This is a genomic window from Mycolicibacterium duvalii (genome assembly GCF_010726645.1).
Lineage (GTDB): Bacteria > Actinomycetota > Actinomycetes > Mycobacteriales > Mycobacteriaceae > Mycobacterium > Mycobacterium duvalii.
Window position 1 is genome coordinate 3,672,834 of the sequence record NZ_AP022563.1, and the last position, 15,206, is coordinate 3,688,039.

Sequence of the window (15,206 nt, forward strand, 5' to 3'; positions counted from 1 at the left end):
AGATCACCCGGTTTTCGCGCGCTCCGCGGTGAACGACACCGCCACCTCGTCGGCGACCTTCATCGCGCCCATCATCAGTGAATACGGCTTGAGCCCGAAGTCGGCGTGACTGACCACGGCGTCACACGACATCCGCCAAGAGTCGCCGAGATCTTCCACCCTCAAGTCGATCGCGCAGTCGCGCACGCGATCACGGATCTGCAGCGTGCCCGTCAACACATAGCCCTCGGCAGCCTCGGCCACCGCGGACGTCCGGTACACGATGTGCGGAAACTTCTTGCCATCAAGTACTTTCAGTGCGTTGGCGCGGGCCACCGCCTTCTCCGGTCCGGACAGCGGGGTGACGCCGCCTTCACCGCGCACCACCTCGAGGCTGTCGACGTCGACGGTCAGCTCGACCGCGGTCGGCTCGTCACCGCTCCATTGCACGCTGGCCCGCCACGCCATTGCGATGGTCAGCCGGTGGCCCATTCGCGCCGCCGGGCCGGTCACCCCGGTGGTCAGCTCGAGCCGACCGTCCGAGGAGTCGAGTTCCCACACCATGTCTGCCGAGGATAGTGCTCGGACTACAGGTCAGCGCCGGTATCGGGCCAGCTGATCGGTCAGTTCGCGGGCGTAACCGAGTTGGCGGGTCAACGTCGCGCACGCCTGCTCGGCGCGTGCATGGCAGTCCGCGAGGAATTCGGCGGCCTGCGCCCGGGCGGCGTCGCCGGTGTCTTCCGACGCCAGGGTGTCCAGCGCGGCGAGCAGTTCGCGCATCTCGTCGAGGGTGAACCCGAGCGGTTTCATCCGGCGGATCGCGATCAGCAGGTCGACGTCCTCGGCGGTGTAGAGCCGGAAGCCGCCGCCGGAGCGCGCCGACGGGGTGACCAGCCCGACGTCGTCGTAATGCCGAATCGTCTTGATGGACAGCTCGGTCCGCGCAGCGACGTCTCCGATGCGCAACAGCTCGGCCATCGGTTCAGTGCGCCGCGGTCAGCTGTCCGGACAGCCGCGCATGCCGTTCAGCGCTGCTGTCGTTCATCCCGATGATCGTGACGGTCTTGCCCTTCGCCGCGTACTTGGTGGTGATGGCGTCGAGTGTGGCCACGGTGGACGCGTCCCAGATGTGGGCGTCGCTCATGTCGATGACGATATTGTCCGGGTCGTTGACGTAGTCGAACTGGTAGACCATGTCGTTGCTGGACGCGAAGAACAGCTCGCCGGTCACGACGTAGACGCGGGTGTCGTCGGGGCTGGGCACCGGGGTGACCTCGGTGAGGTGGGCGACCCGGCGGGCGAACAGCACCATCGCGGCGAGCGTGCCGACCGCGACGCCGTAGGCGAGGTTGTGGGTGGCGACGGTGACGACGACGGTCGACACCATCACCAGGGTCTCGCTCTTGGGCATGCGCCGCAGCGTCTTCGGGTGCACGCTGTGCCAGTCCAGCGTGGCCACCGCCACCATGATCATCACGGCCACCAGCGCGGCCATCGGGATCATGGCCACCACATCGCCCAGACCGACCACCAACACGAGCAGAAAGACGCCGGCCAGGAAGGTGGAGATGCGGGTGCGGGCCCCGCTAACCTTGACGTTGATCATCGTCTGGCCGATCATCGCGCAACCGCCCATGCCGCCGAAGAATCCGCTGACCAGGTTGGCGGTGCCCTGACCGACCGCCTCGCGGGACTTGTTGGAGTGGGTATCGGTGATGTCGTCGACGAGCTTGGCCGTCATCAGCGATTCGAGCAGGCCGACCAGAGCCATCGCCAGCGCGTAGGGCCCGATGATGCCCAGCGTCTCCATCGTGAGCGGGACATCGGGGATGAACCACTGCGGCAGGCTCGACGGCAACCGGCCCTCGTCCCCCACGTCGGGCACCGCCCAGCCGAACGCGACGACGGCCGCGGTCAGCGCCACGATCGCGACCAGCGGCGCCGGCACGGCGGTGGTGAGCCTCGGCAGCGCGACGATCACCAGGATGCCGACCGCGACCAGCGGATACACCAGCCACGGCACCCCGAGCAGGTGGGGCATCTGCGACAGGAAGATCAGGATGGCCAGCGCGTTGACGAAGCCGACCATCACGCTGCGCGGGATGAACCGCATCAGGCGGGCCACCCCGACGCCGCCGAGGACCATCTGCAGCACGCCGGCCAGGATGACCGCGGCGATCAGGTAGTCCAGCCCGTGGCTGGCGACCAGCGGTGCGACGACGAGTGCGACGGCGCCGGTCGCGGCGGAGATCATCGCCGGCCGGCCGCCGACGATCGCGATGGTCACCGCCATCGTGAACGACGCGAACAGACCGACGCGCGGGTCGACCCCGGCGATGATGGAAAACGAGATCGCCTCGGGGATCAGCGCCAGCGCGACCACCAGACCGGCGAGCGCTTCGGTGCGCAGCCGCCGCGGCGAGCGCAGCGCAGCGAGTACGGACTGTTCCTGTTGGGGGGTGGTGACGGTAGGCACACACTTCCTCTCGCGCGACGCGGGCATCATCCAGCGCGCGTCGTTGCGCGAAAGACAAGGGATCGGGGCAGCTTTCGCGAGGGCGAACCGCTGCGGCCCCGAACTCTACCCACACTGGAGGGTTGCGGACCAAATCCTGTGACCGACGACACCGCGGCCCGTCGGGACATGTCGGTGCCCGGGTTTACCGTGCCGACATGGGGGGACGACGGTCGAATTCCGGCGGCGGTTTCGCCGCCGCGTTCATCTTCATCGTGCTGCTCGGGGTGGTGATCGAGTACTTCTGGTGGATCGTGGGCACGGTGGCGGCGACCGGGCTGCTGTATGCGCTGTTCGTGTGGCTGCAACGCCAGGACGAGCTGCAGAAGGAGGCTGCCGAGCGGGCCCGGGAGCGTGAGAAGGATCTGAAGATCCGCGCCGACCGGCAGCACCGTTGGGAGCTGATCGGCGATGACCGTGCCGTGTACGGCGCCGACGGCGCGGCGGCGATGCGCCGGGTCACCGACGATGGCACCGACGACGAAGATGACGACCTCCCGATCGCGACCATCGCCCGCTCCCCCTACGAGCTGGCCGTGTTGCGCACCGGCCGCGCGCAGCAGTGGCACTGGGCGCTGTTCGCGTCAATTCTGCTGCAGCGCAGGGAATCTCTGGCTTCGCGGCTCCGGGACAGCGCGCTGGGGTTCGTGCCGCCGACGGCGGTGCGCATCGACAGCGGCACGCATCTGGCCCAGCGCATCTACTCCGTGCTCGACCAGCTGCTCGAGCTCATGCAGCAGATCGAGGCGTTCCTGTCGGCGCCGAGTTTCATGCGAGCGTTGGACAAAGGGGGCGTCGAACCCGATGCCGCGACCATCGAGCACGTCGCCAATCGGCTGATGGACTACCACCTGCGGTTGCTCGAGCTCTCCGAGGAGGGCCGCAGCTTCTCCGCGTCGGCGGCGTATACCGACGTGTTGCGCGATTGCGCCCGGGTGCTGCACCAGCCGTTGGAAGGGTTCCGGGTGTTCATCGACGAGTTCGTCGAACTGGTCGACGCGTTTCCCCGCCTCCTGGCACACGCCAAGGGAACCATCGACGTCGGCGCGATCGTGTTGGAGCTCGACACCGACTACGCGGTACTGGATCGGCTCACGACGCGGTTGACGGAGCTGCGCTGAGCGCGGACGACAACGCCGATGAGGCCGCCCACTCCCGCACGGCCGGGCCCAGCCAGCGCTGCAGGTGCGCCCGCAGCTGCTCCGGGGTGCGGGCGGGGTCGCCGGGGTTGGTCAGGAACGACTGCACGATGCGCAGCGCCCACTCAACCAGTTCGTCGAGGCCGGCGACGTCCGGGTTCACCTGTGTCCAGTCGATGGCGGTGTTCTCCAGCAGCATGGCCCGGCCGATGTGCAGCGCGGCCTCGGAGGTGACGCTGCGCAACAGCGTGTGCGACGGTTCGTCGAGCAGCAGCTGCAGGTAGGGCTCGCGCGGCACCGCGGCGACGGTCTGCACCACGCCGTCGATGATCGCCTCGGTGACGTCGTCGAACGAGCGCAGCTGTTCGCCCATCCGCTCCAGGAAGCGCCGGGTGCCGTCCGCCGCGGCGGCGTGCAGCAGCGCGCTGGTGCTCGGAAAGTAGCGGTAGACGGTCGCTCTGCTGACGCCGAGCGCGGCGGCCACATGCGCGATCGTCGTCTGCGCACCGCGCTCGTCGACGCAGCGGTGGGTGGCCGCGATGATCCGCGCCACCGCCTCGTCGTCGGAGGTCGGCGGCTCACCCTGCCAGCCGTGGGTGCGCACGGCAGCGACTCTAACCTTTACAGCGACGATACACCTCTGCTACGACTGTATCGTCGCAGTTTCGGTGGCCCGAGGAGATCGATGACCGACTTGCAGATCCGGCGCATCCGGTTCGATTTCGACGACGCGGTGCCGTTCAACTGGAACCCGGCCAACCCCGCCTTCTCGACCTACATGAACATGGTGTCGATCATGGCGATCTGCTTCGAGAAGATGATCGTCGCCGCGGTCCGAGAAGCCATGCCGCACCTCACCGATCCCGACGTCGCTGACGAAGCCGAGGCGTTCCTGCGGCAGGAAGCCCAGCACGCCAACGCCCACCGCCAACACGTACGGGCTTTGATCCGCGCCTACCCGGGGCTGCAGCACACCCTCGACGCGTCGGTCGCGGCCTACGACCAGCTGACCGAGACCACACCGCTGCGTTACCGGTTGGCCTACATCGCCGACCTGGAGGCGACGTTCACCCCGTTCTTCAAGATGCTGCTCGACTACGAGGACACGCTGTTCCGCACCGGCGACGACCGGGTCTCGTCACTGTTCGTGTGGCACTTCGTCGAGGAGGTCGAGCATCGCAGCTCGGCGCTGATCGTCTACGACGCGGTGGTGGGCAGCAAGGCCTACCGGACCCTCGTCTTGCCGCGGATGGTCCGGCACCTGTTGTTGGTCAGCACCCTGATCATGGACGGCATCAACGACCATGTGCCGCTGGCGGAGCGGGCCATCGACACCACCACGATCAAACCGCTCACCGGTCTGGCGACGGCGCTGCGCGCCACGGTGACCCGCCAACCCCGCGTGCCAGCGGCGTTTCACCGGATCCCCTGGAAACGCAAGCTGCACACAGCATCCCGGGTCTTGCTGAGCCAGACACCGGTACACGACCCGGCGCACGAACCGACGCCGGAGTTCGCCGAACGGTGGTTCACCCGCTATGACCGCGGCGACGACGTCGCGCACTGGTACGCCGGGGCGTGAGTCAGCGCGCCGCGGCCCAGACGTCGCGCCCGTGCACCGGGAGCCCGTGGCCGGGCAGCAGATGTTCGACCGGCAGCGCCCGCATCCGCGCCTCGCTGCGGGCCGCGGCGTCGGCGTCGACGGTCTCCGGGGTGAACCAGGCCCGACCGTCGGCGCTCAGCACGGCGTCGCCGGAGAGCAGCGTCGCGCTGTCGGGGTGCCAGAACGCGGTGGAGTCGTCGGTGTGGCCGGGCACATGCAGCACCTGCCATCCCGCCAGACCGGGCAGCAGCTGACCGTCGGCCAACGGCCGCGCCGCGGCGAGCCCATCGGCGATCATGCCGCGGCGTCCGCCGTAGCCGGCGATGCGCGCCCCGTCGGCGAAGCCGCGCAGCCCGGTCAGGTCCAGCGGCTGGCTGAGCAGGGTCGGCCAGATCTGGGCCACCTTGCTCAGGGCCGGGGTCCGCGGCTGCCGCGACCCGTCCAGGTACTCGACGGTGACCGCCGGAACATAGAGCGGCGCAGCGTGTTCGGTGGCCAGCCGCGGCGCCCCGGCGACGTGGTCGCTGTGGCCGTGGGTGGCCACCACCGCGCCGACGGAACCGCCCAGCACCGACAGCACGCCGGCGACGTCGTCGGCGCTGCCGGGCATGCCGGCGTCGACGACGGTCCAGGAGCTCTCGCCGCGGATCAGGTAGCAGTTGAAGATCCACCGGGACAGCCGGATGATGCCGAGTTCACCGAACCGCTCAACGACCAGGGACACCCTGCCTCCTTCGATGGCCTCCGTCGATGCGAAACACCTCATGCTAAGCGCGGCAGCGGGTACCCACCCCTACTGTGACGACAGGGACCGGCCCCGGGGAGCGGCGGATGACCACGGCAGACACCACGCGATCGACGTCGACCTGGGCACCGCTGGGCTCACCGGTGTTCCGCGCGCTGTGGATCGCGCAGTTCGTCTCCAATCTGGGCACCTGGATGCAGACGGTGGGCGCGCAGTGGATGCTGGTCGAAGACCCCGGCGCAGCGGTGCTGGTGCCGCTGGTGCAGACCGCCACCACGCTGCCGGTGATGCTGCTGGCGTTGCCGTCGGGGGTGCTGGCCGATCTGGTCGACCGGCGCCGGTTGCTGATCGCCACCCAGGGTGCGATGGCCGCCGGGGTCGGTCTGCTCGCGTCGCTGACCGGGTTCGGGTTGACCACTCCGGCGGTGCTGCTGACGCTGCTGTTCCTGATCGGGTGCGGGCAGGCGCTCACCATGCCGGCGTGGCAGGCCACCCAGCCGGATCTGGTTCCGTCGCAGCAGATTCCGGCGGCCGCGGCGCTGGGCAGCATGAGCATGAACGGCGCGCGGGCGATCGGCCCGGCGATCGCCGGCGTGCTGGTCTCGGTGGCCGGGCCGACGCTGGTGTTCGGGCTCAACGCGATCTCGTTCATCGGCATCGTGCTGGTGCTGATCTGGTGGCGGCGCCCGGCGGTGGAGAACGAGTACCCGTCGGAGCGGGCGCTGGCCGCGCTGACCGCCGGGGGCCGCTACATCCGCCGCTCGCCGATCGTGCGCCGGATCCTGCTGCGCGCGGCGCTGTTCATCGCCCCGGCCAGCGCGCTGTGGGGGCTGCTGCCGGTGATCGCGGCCAACCAGCTGGGGCTGTCGTCGTCGGGCTACGGTCTGCTGCTGGGCTCGCTCGGCGTGGGTGCGGTGGCCGGGGCGTTCTCGCTGTCGGTGTTGCGCCGCTGGTTCGACCAGAACGCGCTGCTGACCTTCGGCGCGGTCGGCTTCGCGGTCGCCACCGCGGTGCTCGCGCTGGTGTCGGTGTTCGCGCTGGTGGTGCCGGCGCTGGTGCTCGGCGGGGCGTCGTGGCTGCTGTCGCTGTCCACGCTCAACGCGTCGATGCAGCTGAGCCTGCCGGCCTGGGTGCGCGCCCGCGGCCTGTCGATGTACCAGCTGATCTTCATGGGCGGGCAGGCGCTCGGGTCGCTGGCGTGGGGCTTGTTGGCCGGCGGCACCAGCAGCGTCACCAGCCTGCTGGTCAGCACGGCGCTGTTGGGGGTGTGCGCGCTGTCGGCGCTGTGGTGGCCGCTGCACGCCAAGACCGGCAACCTGGATCTGACGCCGTCGGCGCACTGGCCCGAGCCGATGCTGGTGTTCGAACCTGAGCCGCTCGACGGGCCGGTGATGGTGTCGATCACCTACCGGGTCAACCCCGAGGACGAGCCCGGGTTCCTGGCGGCGGTCGCGGTGCAGGGCCGCTCCCGGCAGCGCACCGGGGCTACGCAGTGGCAGCTGTACCGCGCCATCGAGCAGGAGGCGACGTTCGTGGAGACGTTCATCGTGCGCTCCTGGGGCGAGCACCTGCATCAGCACTACACCCGGCTGACCGGTCAGGACCTGCTGATCGAGCAGGCGGTGCTGGCCCACGTGGTCGGCGAACCGGAGTCGCATCACTATCTGGCGGTGCGCTGACCTCTAGGCGCGCGCCGGCGCTGAGTGTGCCCGAGAATTGACGCTGTGGACCGGACCGAGCTCGGCGACGTGGCGTGGGAGCTCGTCGAGCACTGCCGCGCAGCGCTGACCGACGCCGAGGCGAACACCGCGTTCGTGCTGCTGGGCATCGGCGAGTACGGCGAGGCCATGGTGCTCGCGCTCAGAGCCGTTTCACGGAGCCAGGATCCGACGCTGCCCCCGCTGCTGCTCGCACGCCTGACCCAGTTGCCGCACACCCATTTCGTCGATGACGAGTTCGTCGCGCTGTTGGCGGCATTGACCGGCGGCGACGAGCACCCCCGGGCGGGGTGAGTCGGCGTCGAGACTGCCCCCACGGCGGGAAAATGCGAGCAGCCCCCGCCGCCACCGCGGTCTCAATGCCGAGAACTAGGCGTCGATATTCAGCCGCCGGGCCAGATCCGGCCCGCCGACGGAGCGGATGAATTCCGGATCCCCGCACACCACCAGCTGATCGCGCGCCCGGGACAGCCCGACGTAGAGCCGCTCGCGGGACCGGTCGAACGCCGAGGCCTCGTTGACCACCAGCACGACCGCGCGCCGCTCCAGACCCTTGAAGCCGAGCACGTGTCCGTAGAACACCTGCTCGGCGTCCCAGAAGCTGTCCCAGTACGCGGCGTTGCCGGCAGCCTGGCGTTCGCGCTGTTCGGGGTGGCGGGTTCCGGTGGTCAGCAGCGCGACATCCTCGGGGCGCCAGCCTTGTTCGAGCAGCGCCTCGACTTCGTCGTCGCCGGCTTCCATGGCCTCGGCGGCCGAGCACGCCACGTATTTCACGGCCGGGCCCTCGCCGCCGAGGAAGCGCATCGGGTGGTCGACCAGCGGCTGGAACGCGTTGGCGATCTGGCGGGTGTTGCGCAGGTTGTGGTCGAGCACCAAGGGCACGAGCGGCACCGGCGGGGAGCCGTAGCGGTTGAACACCCGCTGACCTTCGTCGGTGAACACGTAGAGCGCGCCGGTGTCTTCGTCTTTCAGTGCGGCCAGCAGCGGTTCCCACCACGCGTCGGCGAAGTCCTGCGCCTCGTCGACGACGATCGCGTCGAAGCGGTGGCCGGGCTCCAATTGTGCTGCCAGCTGGGTCATCTGCGCGGGCAGGTCGTGCTCCCAGAACTGCACCGTCTCCTCGGTGCGCAGCGCCTCGTCCGGGCCTTCGGGGGCGCCCCATTTCTTGCCGAGGTCGTGGAACTCGCCGACGTAGGCGGGGCGCTGGCGACGGTTCCACGCGTCGGTGATGCGTTCCAGGTAGGACGCCAGACCATGCGAATAGCACACCAGCGCAACACGTTTACCCTCGCGCGCAAGGCGGCGGGCCTGCTCCATGGCCAGGAAGGTCTTGCCGCTGCCGGCGCCGCCGCGGATTTCGACGCGGTGCAGCAGCCGGATCGCGTCGAGGATCACCGACTGATGCTCGGTGAGGATGTCGGCGGCGTCCTCGTTCTCCAGCGCACGGGCCACCACGGAGCGTTGCGGCAGCCCGCGACCGGACAGCGCCTCGTTCAGTTGCGCGAGCCCTTCGCGGGTCAGCAGCGGCCGGTCGAGTTCCTGGCTGTGCAGGATGTCGCGCAGCTTGGCGGCGATGTCGGGCAGATCGGTGCGGTCGATGACCTTCCAGCGCGGGCAGTCCGGCAGCGCGAAGTCCTCCGGCAGGTCGGTGTTGGGCAGCACCACGACGTGGTCCCAGCGCAGCCGGCCCTGCGTCCAGGCGGGGTCGGTCTCGATGAAGCTGCGGATTGCGTAGCAGGCCTCGCGGGCCTGGCGCACCGGGTCGATCTTGCGTTCGGTGCCGCGGCCGCGCTGGCGCCAACTGTCGCCGTCGTGCCAGACCTCGCCGCCCTTGACCTCGATGCAGACGATGCCCGCGCCCTCGATGGCGACGAAGAAGTCGATCTCGTGGTCCTTGAGGTGATCGGTGACCCGCTTGCCCGGGATCACCAGGTCCCCCGGTTCGAGTTGGTCGATCAGTGTCTGCCATACCCGGCGTTCGGCCCCGTTGGCCAGCCTGGGCGTCTCGGCGACGGTGATGGTCACTAGACGTCCTCCCCTCCGTCAGGGGTGATGGTAGCCAGTGGGGCCGACGCCCTAACCGAATTCGTGCGCGCCGGGGGCTTTGTAGAGGATCCCTGGGTTACGCAGATAGCGAGGCGCGCTGTTCCCGGGCCATGGACGTGCTCGACGACGCGCTGCGGCAGTCCGGTCTCGTCGGGATGCGGGCGATTGGCAGCGGCTCAGCCGGAGCTTCCGATTACCTCGACGTCACATGTGAGGCCCGGCGCTCGCGCGAGTCGTGTATCGGCGGTCACCAAAACCAGTCCGAGGGCTTCGGCCAGCGCGGCATACGCAGCGTCATAGGGCGTCACCGTGCGACGCAGCGCCCAGATACGTTCCAGCAGCGGACGATGCGAGCATCGCCGCAGTGGCAGGTCCTCAAGATCCGATATTGCAGCGTCGGCGCGTCGAGCGGTCATCAGCTTGGCCGCGATGTGACGCCGCCAGACAGAGGCGACCTCGAGATCGATGAGTTCAGGAGCTGCCAGCGTCTCGCCGGTCAACCGCTGACGGGCGCGACGGCCATCTGCGCCGTCGTCGCCCAGCGCCACCGCCAAGACGCTCGCGTCAACGACGATCACGTTCAGCCCGGATGTCACCCACCGCCGCGCTGAACGACACCTTCCCGCCTTTGCGCGCGGCAGCACGTTCGAAGACCTCGTCAGCAGTGGGCTGGCTCGCCTCGGCGATCAGTCGGCTGCGAAGGTACTCCTGAAGCGATTGATGCGCCCGCGCCGCCCGCTCCCGCAAGACCCGGTGTGTGTCGTCCGGAACATCTTTGATCTGCACACTTGGCATGGAGCCATTTTGGCGCTACTGGCGCCAGAGTACAAGGCGAACCGGCCGCCGACGTCGTCCGCTCACTCGCATGTGCCCGCTGCAATGGTGAAAAGAGCGGAGCGTTACCGGCAGTGCCGATCTTCGATCGGCTGGGCGCCGACTTCCCTGCCGACGCCTCCAACATCTGACCCTGTCATGACGCACCGCACAGTCTGAGCTTGTCGACGAATATTGGGATCTCCCTACTCGCCGATGCCGCCGACCAGCGTCGGGATGCGGCTGGGCGGGTAGGGCAGCTCGATGCCGTTCTGGTCGTAGGCCTTCAGGATCTCGCGGCGCAGCCGGCGTTGCACCGACCACTGGGCGCTGGGCTTGGTCTTGACGGTCATCCGCAGCGTCACCTGGTCGGCCAGCAGTTCCTGCACGCCGAGCATCTCCGGTTCGCCGAGCACCTTGGCGGCCAGCGTCGCGTCGGCCTCGATGGCCTGCGCGGCGGCCTCGACGGCGACGTCCTCGGCGTGGGCGACGTCGGCGCTCAGCGCCACGGGCACCTCGATGCGGGCCACCGCGTAGTCCTGGCTCATGTTGCCGACACGGGCGATCTCGCCATTGCGGACGTACCAGAGGGTGCCGTCGATGTCGCGCACCGTGGTCACGCGCAGGCCGACAGTCTCCACCTCACCGATCGCCTCACCCAAGTCGACGATGTCGCCGACGCCGTACTGGTCTTCGAGCAGCATGAACACACCGGTGACGAAGTCGCGGACCAGGTTCTGCGCGCCGAAGCCGATGGCCAAACCGACGACGCCGGCCGACGCGATGAACGGCGCGATGTTGACGCCGACCACGTTGAGGATCGCCAGCACCACCCAGACCAGCAGCACGATCGACACGGTCGACTTCATCACCGAGGCGATGGTCTGGGCACGCTGCTGGCGTCGCTCGGCGCTGCGGGCGCCGGTCGCCGACGACGGGGTGCGGTCCCGCAGATGGCGCAGCAGCATCGGCCGCTTCGACGGTTCGCCGTCGTCACCGCGGTCCTTACGGCTCTTGCCGGTGGCAGCCCGATCGATCATCCGGTGCAACACATATCGCGCGATGAGCACGACGAGGATGTAGGCGGCGATCCGGATGGGAACTTCGATCAGCCAGTGCCGGTTTGTCTCGGTCCATTCGAAAGCCAGGGTGTAGACATCCATGATCGCCACTATGTGTACCCACCCCACACATGCGCAACCGCGCCGCTATGTCGGCAGGGATGCGCTGCGGCGTTGGTCGTACATGGCTTGATCGGCGTCGTCGAGCACCGCATCGATGCCGCGGCCGTCGCCGGGCCGGTGCGCGGCGTACCCGATCGTCAGCGCGATGCGGGTGTCGGTGCCGTCGGGCAGGGTGATGGGGGCCCGCTCCAACTGCGCGGTGATTCGCTCGGCCAGCCGAGCCAAGCCGGCGTCGTCGACGGTGTCGGTGATGACCAGGAACTCGTCGCCGCCCCACCGGGCCACCAGATCGTCGTCGTCGACGGCGGCCAGCAGCCGGGCGGCGACCTCGACCAGCAGGTGGTCGCCGGCGTGGTGGCCGCAGCGGTCGTTGACCGACTTGAAGCGTTCGATGTCGCAGAACAGCACGCCGTAGCCCGCGCCGCTGGCGTCGAGGTCCTCCAGCCGGCCCCAGCCGGCCGACCGGTTGGCGATCGCGGTCAGCGGGTCGGTGGCGGCTCGGCGGGCCAGTTCGGCCTCGCGCAGCCGGTCGGCGGTCACGTCGACGATCTGGGAGACGAAACACAATGGTCGGTCGCGGGTGGCGTGCACCAGCACTGCGGTCAGCGCGCACCACACCACGTGGCCGTCGGCGGCGATGTAGCGCTTGTCCATGCGGTAGGACCGTCGGCGCCCGGTGAGGCAGTCGTTGACCAGCGCCAGGTCTTTGTCCAGGTCGTCGGGGTGGGTGATCTCCTGAAACGTCATCCCGGCCAGGGTGCGCCTGCTGTAGCCGAGCATCGAGCGCAGCGCCCGGTTGGTGCGCAGGAATGTGCCGTCGAGCCCGACGACGGCCATGCCGATCGGCGAGTGCGCCAGCGCCAGCTCGAACGGCCGCTCCCCCAGCAGGTCGACGGTGGTCGGGGTCGGCTCGGCGCCGACGGCGGTGGGGCCGGGCGCGAAGCCGTGGCCGTGCGGCTGGGGCCGGCCCAGGTGGTAGCCCTGGGCCAGCGGGATGCCGGCGGCGGCGACGGCGTCGAGCTCGCCCTGGGTCTCCACCCCTTCGGCGACGACGGCCGCGCCGATCTGCCCCGCGAATTCCGCGATGGCCCGGGCCAGGCGGCGCCGCGCATCGTCGACGTCGATGTGCCGGATGATCGACTGATCGATCTTGACGAACTCCGGGGCCAGTTCCAGCACGTGAGAAAACGATGCGAACCCGGCGCCGACGTCGTCGACGGCCAGCCGCATGCCCCGGGCCCGGCACGGTTCCAGCACCTCGTCGAGGGCGCCGTAGTCGGGGACGGCGTCATGTTCGGTGATCTCCAGGACCAGGCGCGCCGGGTCGATCTGGGCGAGCAGATCAGACCACGGCACAGCCAGCGCGGCCGCCGGCGAGATGTTCATCGAGACGAACACATCGGCGGGGAGCTGCGGGATCAACGACAGCACGCGGCGCACGATCGCGGTCTCCAGTTCGACGTCGAGCCCCAGCAGCGCGGCCTGGGTGAAGAACGCGTCGGGCTGGAACGGTTCGCACGGGAACCGGGACAACGCTTCGACGCCGACCACCCTGCCGGTCTCTGCGTCGTAGAGCGCCTGGAACACGACCTCGAAGTCGTGGTCGCAGACCACCCGCCGGATCGCTTTGCGCTGTTCAGCGGTCGGGTCGGCGCCGCGCGGCGGGGTGTCGACCAACGTGCCGATCAGGTCGGCGACCTGTTTGACGACGCGCAGGTCGTCGTCGGCGAGGTAGGGCTTGGCCTGCTGGCTGGCCACACAGACCATGCCGACCATCGCCCCCGACTGGCTGAGCACCGGCACCCCGACGTAGGCGCCGATGTTGGCCACGCTGGTGATGGGCAGCGCCGCGGTGATCTGGTTGGCCGCGGTGTCGGGGATGACCGCCGGCAGCCGGCCGTCGATGACCCGCACGCAGTAGGACTCCGACAGCCGGGAGCGCTGTCCCGGCGAGACGTCCAGCGCGTCGGCCGCGCCGTCGAGCACCTCGATGACCTGCATGCCGTCGTGGAACGACGACAGCCACGCGATATCGAGCCCCAGCCGCTGGCGCACGACACCCAGCAAGGTGCGCGCCAGGTCCACCGGGATCTCTGGCCGCTCCGCGGTGAATCCGAGATTCACCTGGTCGAGGGGCATGGCAAAAAATAATAAGCGCGACAATAAGCGCCGCGCCGCGCAACACCCGATCTTGTTCCGATGGCGCACGCTGCCAGAACGGGCGCTCCGGGCTGCGGGAGCAGTCGAGTGGCTGACGCAGCGGTGACCGGTCGGCAAATTTCGGGGACACTCGTCGCGTATTCGGCGACCTGTCGCGCCCGTGTGCGTGGCGACGAATGTCCCGGTGAGACCGGCCGTGAACGCGTCTCCGCGGGTCGAGCCGGCCCGGGTTGTCAGACCCTACGCATACATTTCCGGCACACCTATCCAGTTCGGGGAGGAGACGGATATGGCACCCAAATCCGCACCCGGCGCCATGCCGGTCGACATCGTCCCGGCGCGGCCCCGCCCGGCCACGACGGTCGCGCTCGCGGTGACGCGACACGGCGAGACCGCGTTCCGGTACTCGGCGGCTTCCGTCGGGCAGCGCTGGGCCGGGACCGTGGAGGCCGAGTGCGTCGACACCGCGTCCCTCGACGCCATCCGGCGCATCCGCGAGGAGTCGGAGGCGGAGAGGATCCGGTTCCTGATCCGGATGCCGGGTCGCAGCCTGTTGTGGGCGCTGCGCGACGAGATCGAACTGCTGATGCCCGGTGTCTGGGTCGAGCGGCCCCGGCTCGCCGACGAGGCGTTGGTCCGGCAGGCGTGGGCGGGTCTGCGGGAGCCCGCGCCAACGGCGGCCGAACCGGTGTGGGTGGCCACCGACGGCTCGGTGCGGGGCAAGTTCACCGGCTACGGCTGGCTGGCGTCCTCGGGCGAGTACGGCTTGCAGGGCTTCCGGCACTCGACGAAGCTGATCGGTCCGCACGTGGTGCTCGTCGCCGAGTTGCGCGCGATCGGGGCGGCCGTGCAGAAGCTGCGCGGCCGCGACATCACCGTGCTCAGCGACTGCAAACCCGCGGTGGCGATGGTGCGGCGGTGGCTGGCCGGCGAGGACCTGCTGCCCGAGGGCTACACCGCCTACCGGGAGAGCGGCCGCACGCCCAGTCTGGTGCGCGCGCAGCGCATGATCTTCGAGGAGCGCGACCGGATCACGCCGGTCTGGGTGAAAGGCCACCAGGGCGAGCCGCTCAACGAGGGCGCCGACGCGCTGGCCCGGCTGGCCTCACGATATGCACTGGGCGACAGCGCTCTTGACAGTGTCGAGTACCACCGCCGCGCCGCCGATCTGGCGGCGACGTTCGCGCGAGAGTTCACCCGGGCGCGCACGGCGTAGCGCGGGCTGTCCGGACGAATTGGCGTCAGGGCCCCCCACCGTCGTCCGTTAGGTTGATAACGGCATCGAAGGCATGGGGAGGGGGATG

General features: G+C 69.4%; 15 protein-coding genes. 5 read left to right on the forward strand and 10 right to left on the reverse strand.

Going from position 1 to position 15,206, the window contains the following annotated elements; genetic code table 11:
• Positions 1-3: 3 nt before the first annotated feature.
• The 3 genes from G6N31_RS17360 to G6N31_RS17370 are packed head-to-tail and all read right to left on the reverse strand — an operon-like array spanning position 4 to position 2,455.
• Positions 4-543: a YceI family protein gene (locus tag G6N31_RS17360; protein ID WP_098003994.1), complete on the reverse strand. Its 540-nt coding sequence runs from the start codon at positions 541-543 to the stop codon at positions 4-6.
• A gap of 30 nt (positions 544-573) precedes the next feature.
• Positions 574-957 (reverse strand): MerR family transcriptional regulator, encoded by a 384-nt coding sequence (locus G6N31_RS17365; RefSeq protein ID WP_098003995.1) that lies wholly within the window; start codon positions 955-957, stop codon positions 574-576.
• A 4-nt stretch (positions 958-961) separates the two neighbouring features.
• Positions 962-2,455 (reverse strand): SulP family inorganic anion transporter, encoded by a 1,494-nt coding sequence (locus G6N31_RS17370; protein WP_234815350.1) that lies wholly within the window; start codon positions 2,453-2,455, stop codon positions 962-964.
• A 197-nt stretch (positions 2,456-2,652) separates the two neighbouring features.
• Here G6N31_RS17370 and G6N31_RS27160 point away from each other — a divergent pair, with 197 nt between their 5' ends.
• A complete protein-coding gene (locus tag G6N31_RS27160; protein ID WP_179964197.1) occupies positions 2,653-3,615 on the forward strand; it encodes a hypothetical protein in 963 nt (320 codons plus the stop codon).
• On the opposite strand, the gene G6N31_RS17380 is transcribed toward G6N31_RS27160, so the two are convergent.
• The gene (locus G6N31_RS17380) at positions 3,587-4,237 is read right to left on the reverse strand and encodes a TetR/AcrR family transcriptional regulator (protein ID WP_098003996.1); all 651 of its coding nucleotides are present in this window, start codon (positions 4,235-4,237) and stop codon (positions 3,587-3,589) included. The genes G6N31_RS27160 and G6N31_RS17380 overlap by 29 nt on opposite strands.
• Before the next feature lie 81 nt (positions 4,238-4,318).
• Here G6N31_RS17380 and G6N31_RS17385 point away from each other — a divergent pair, with 81 nt between their 5' ends.
• The gene (locus G6N31_RS17385) at positions 4,319-5,215 is read left to right on the forward strand and encodes a metal-dependent hydrolase (RefSeq protein ID WP_098003997.1); all 897 of its coding nucleotides are present in this window, start codon (positions 4,319-4,321) and stop codon (positions 5,213-5,215) included.
• Between the two features lies 1 nt (position 5,216).
• Here the strand turns inward: G6N31_RS17385 and G6N31_RS17390 are convergent, their stop codons facing one another.
• Positions 5,217-5,960: an MBL fold metallo-hydrolase gene (locus G6N31_RS17390; protein WP_234815351.1), complete on the reverse strand. Its 744-nt coding sequence runs from the start codon at positions 5,958-5,960 to the stop codon at positions 5,217-5,219.
• A 107-nt stretch (positions 5,961-6,067) separates the two neighbouring features.
• Between G6N31_RS17390 and G6N31_RS17395 the strand changes: the two genes are divergently transcribed.
• Both G6N31_RS17395 and G6N31_RS17400 read left to right on the forward strand, forming a co-directional pair.
• Positions 6,068-7,660, forward strand: a complete 1,593-nt coding sequence (locus tag G6N31_RS17395) for an MFS transporter (protein ID WP_098003999.1) — start codon at positions 6,068-6,070, stop codon at positions 7,658-7,660.
• A 45-nt stretch (positions 7,661-7,705) separates the two neighbouring features.
• Positions 7,706-7,993 carry a hypothetical protein gene (locus tag G6N31_RS17400; protein ID WP_098004000.1) on the forward strand — a complete coding sequence of 96 codons (288 nt, stop codon included), beginning with the start codon at positions 7,706-7,708 and terminating at the stop codon, positions 7,991-7,993.
• A gap of 75 nt (positions 7,994-8,068) precedes the next feature.
• On the opposite strand, the gene G6N31_RS17405 is transcribed toward G6N31_RS17400, so the two are convergent.
• The 5 genes from G6N31_RS17405 to G6N31_RS17425 form a co-directional block, all read right to left on the reverse strand.
• Positions 8,069-9,724 carry an NERD domain-containing protein gene (locus G6N31_RS17405; RefSeq protein ID WP_098004001.1) on the reverse strand — a complete coding sequence of 552 codons (1,656 nt, stop codon included), beginning with the start codon at positions 9,722-9,724 and terminating at the stop codon, positions 8,069-8,071.
• Between the two features lie 197 nt (positions 9,725-9,921).
• Positions 9,922-10,293 (reverse strand): type II toxin-antitoxin system VapC family toxin, encoded by a 372-nt coding sequence (locus G6N31_RS17410; RefSeq protein WP_234815352.1) that lies wholly within the window; start codon positions 10,291-10,293, stop codon positions 9,922-9,924.
• Positions 10,294-10,309: 16 nt separating this feature from the next.
• The gene (locus G6N31_RS17415; RefSeq protein ID WP_098004003.1) at positions 10,310-10,540 is read right to left on the reverse strand and encodes a FitA-like ribbon-helix-helix domain-containing protein; all 231 of its coding nucleotides are present in this window, start codon (positions 10,538-10,540) and stop codon (positions 10,310-10,312) included.
• Between the two features lie 224 nt (positions 10,541-10,764).
• Positions 10,765-11,721, reverse strand: coding sequence for a mechanosensitive ion channel family protein (locus G6N31_RS17420; RefSeq protein WP_098004031.1), 957 nt, complete (start codon positions 11,719-11,721; stop codon positions 10,765-10,767).
• A gap of 45 nt (positions 11,722-11,766) precedes the next feature.
• On the reverse strand, positions 11,767-13,881 hold the full coding sequence (locus tag G6N31_RS17425; RefSeq protein WP_098004004.1) for an EAL domain-containing protein: 2,115 nt from the start codon (positions 13,879-13,881) through the stop codon (positions 11,767-11,769).
• Positions 13,882-14,191: 310 nt separating this feature from the next.
• Between G6N31_RS17425 and G6N31_RS17430 the strand changes: the two genes are divergently transcribed.
• Complete coding sequence (locus tag G6N31_RS17430; protein ID WP_098004005.1) at positions 14,192-15,118, forward strand: RNase H family protein; 927 nt, start codon at positions 14,192-14,194, stop codon at positions 15,116-15,118.
• Positions 15,119-15,206: the final 88 nt, after the last annotated feature.

Excerpts from the sequence above, each read along its gene's own strand:
- G6N31_RS17395 (WP_098003999.1), top strand. The coding sequence starts at position 6,068 with ATGACCACGGCAGACACCACGCGATCGACGTCGACCTGGGCACCGCTG.
- G6N31_RS17415 (WP_098004003.1), bottom strand. The coding sequence starts at position 10,540 with ATGCCAAGTGTGCAGATCAAAGATGTTCCGGACGACACACACCGGGTC.
- G6N31_RS17365 (WP_098003995.1), bottom strand. The coding sequence starts at position 957 with ATGGCCGAGCTGTTGCGCATCGGAGACGTCGCTGCGCGGACCGAGCTG.
- G6N31_RS17430 (WP_098004005.1), top strand. The coding sequence starts at position 14,192 with ATGGCACCCAAATCCGCACCCGGCGCCATGCCGGTCGACATCGTCCCG.
- G6N31_RS17385 (WP_098003997.1), top strand. The coding sequence starts at position 4,319 with ATGACCGACTTGCAGATCCGGCGCATCCGGTTCGATTTCGACGACGCG.
- G6N31_RS27160 (WP_179964197.1), top strand. The coding sequence starts at position 2,653 with ATGGGGGGACGACGGTCGAATTCCGGCGGCGGTTTCGCCGCCGCGTTC.
- G6N31_RS17420 (WP_098004031.1), bottom strand. The coding sequence starts at position 11,721 with ATGGATGTCTACACCCTGGCTTTCGAATGGACCGAGACAAACCGGCAC.
- G6N31_RS17360 (WP_098003994.1), bottom strand. The coding sequence starts at position 543 with ATGGTGTGGGAACTCGACTCCTCGGACGGTCGGCTCGAGCTGACCACC.
- G6N31_RS17425 (WP_098004004.1), bottom strand. The coding sequence starts at position 13,881 with ATGCCCCTCGACCAGGTGAATCTCGGATTCACCGCGGAGCGGCCAGAG.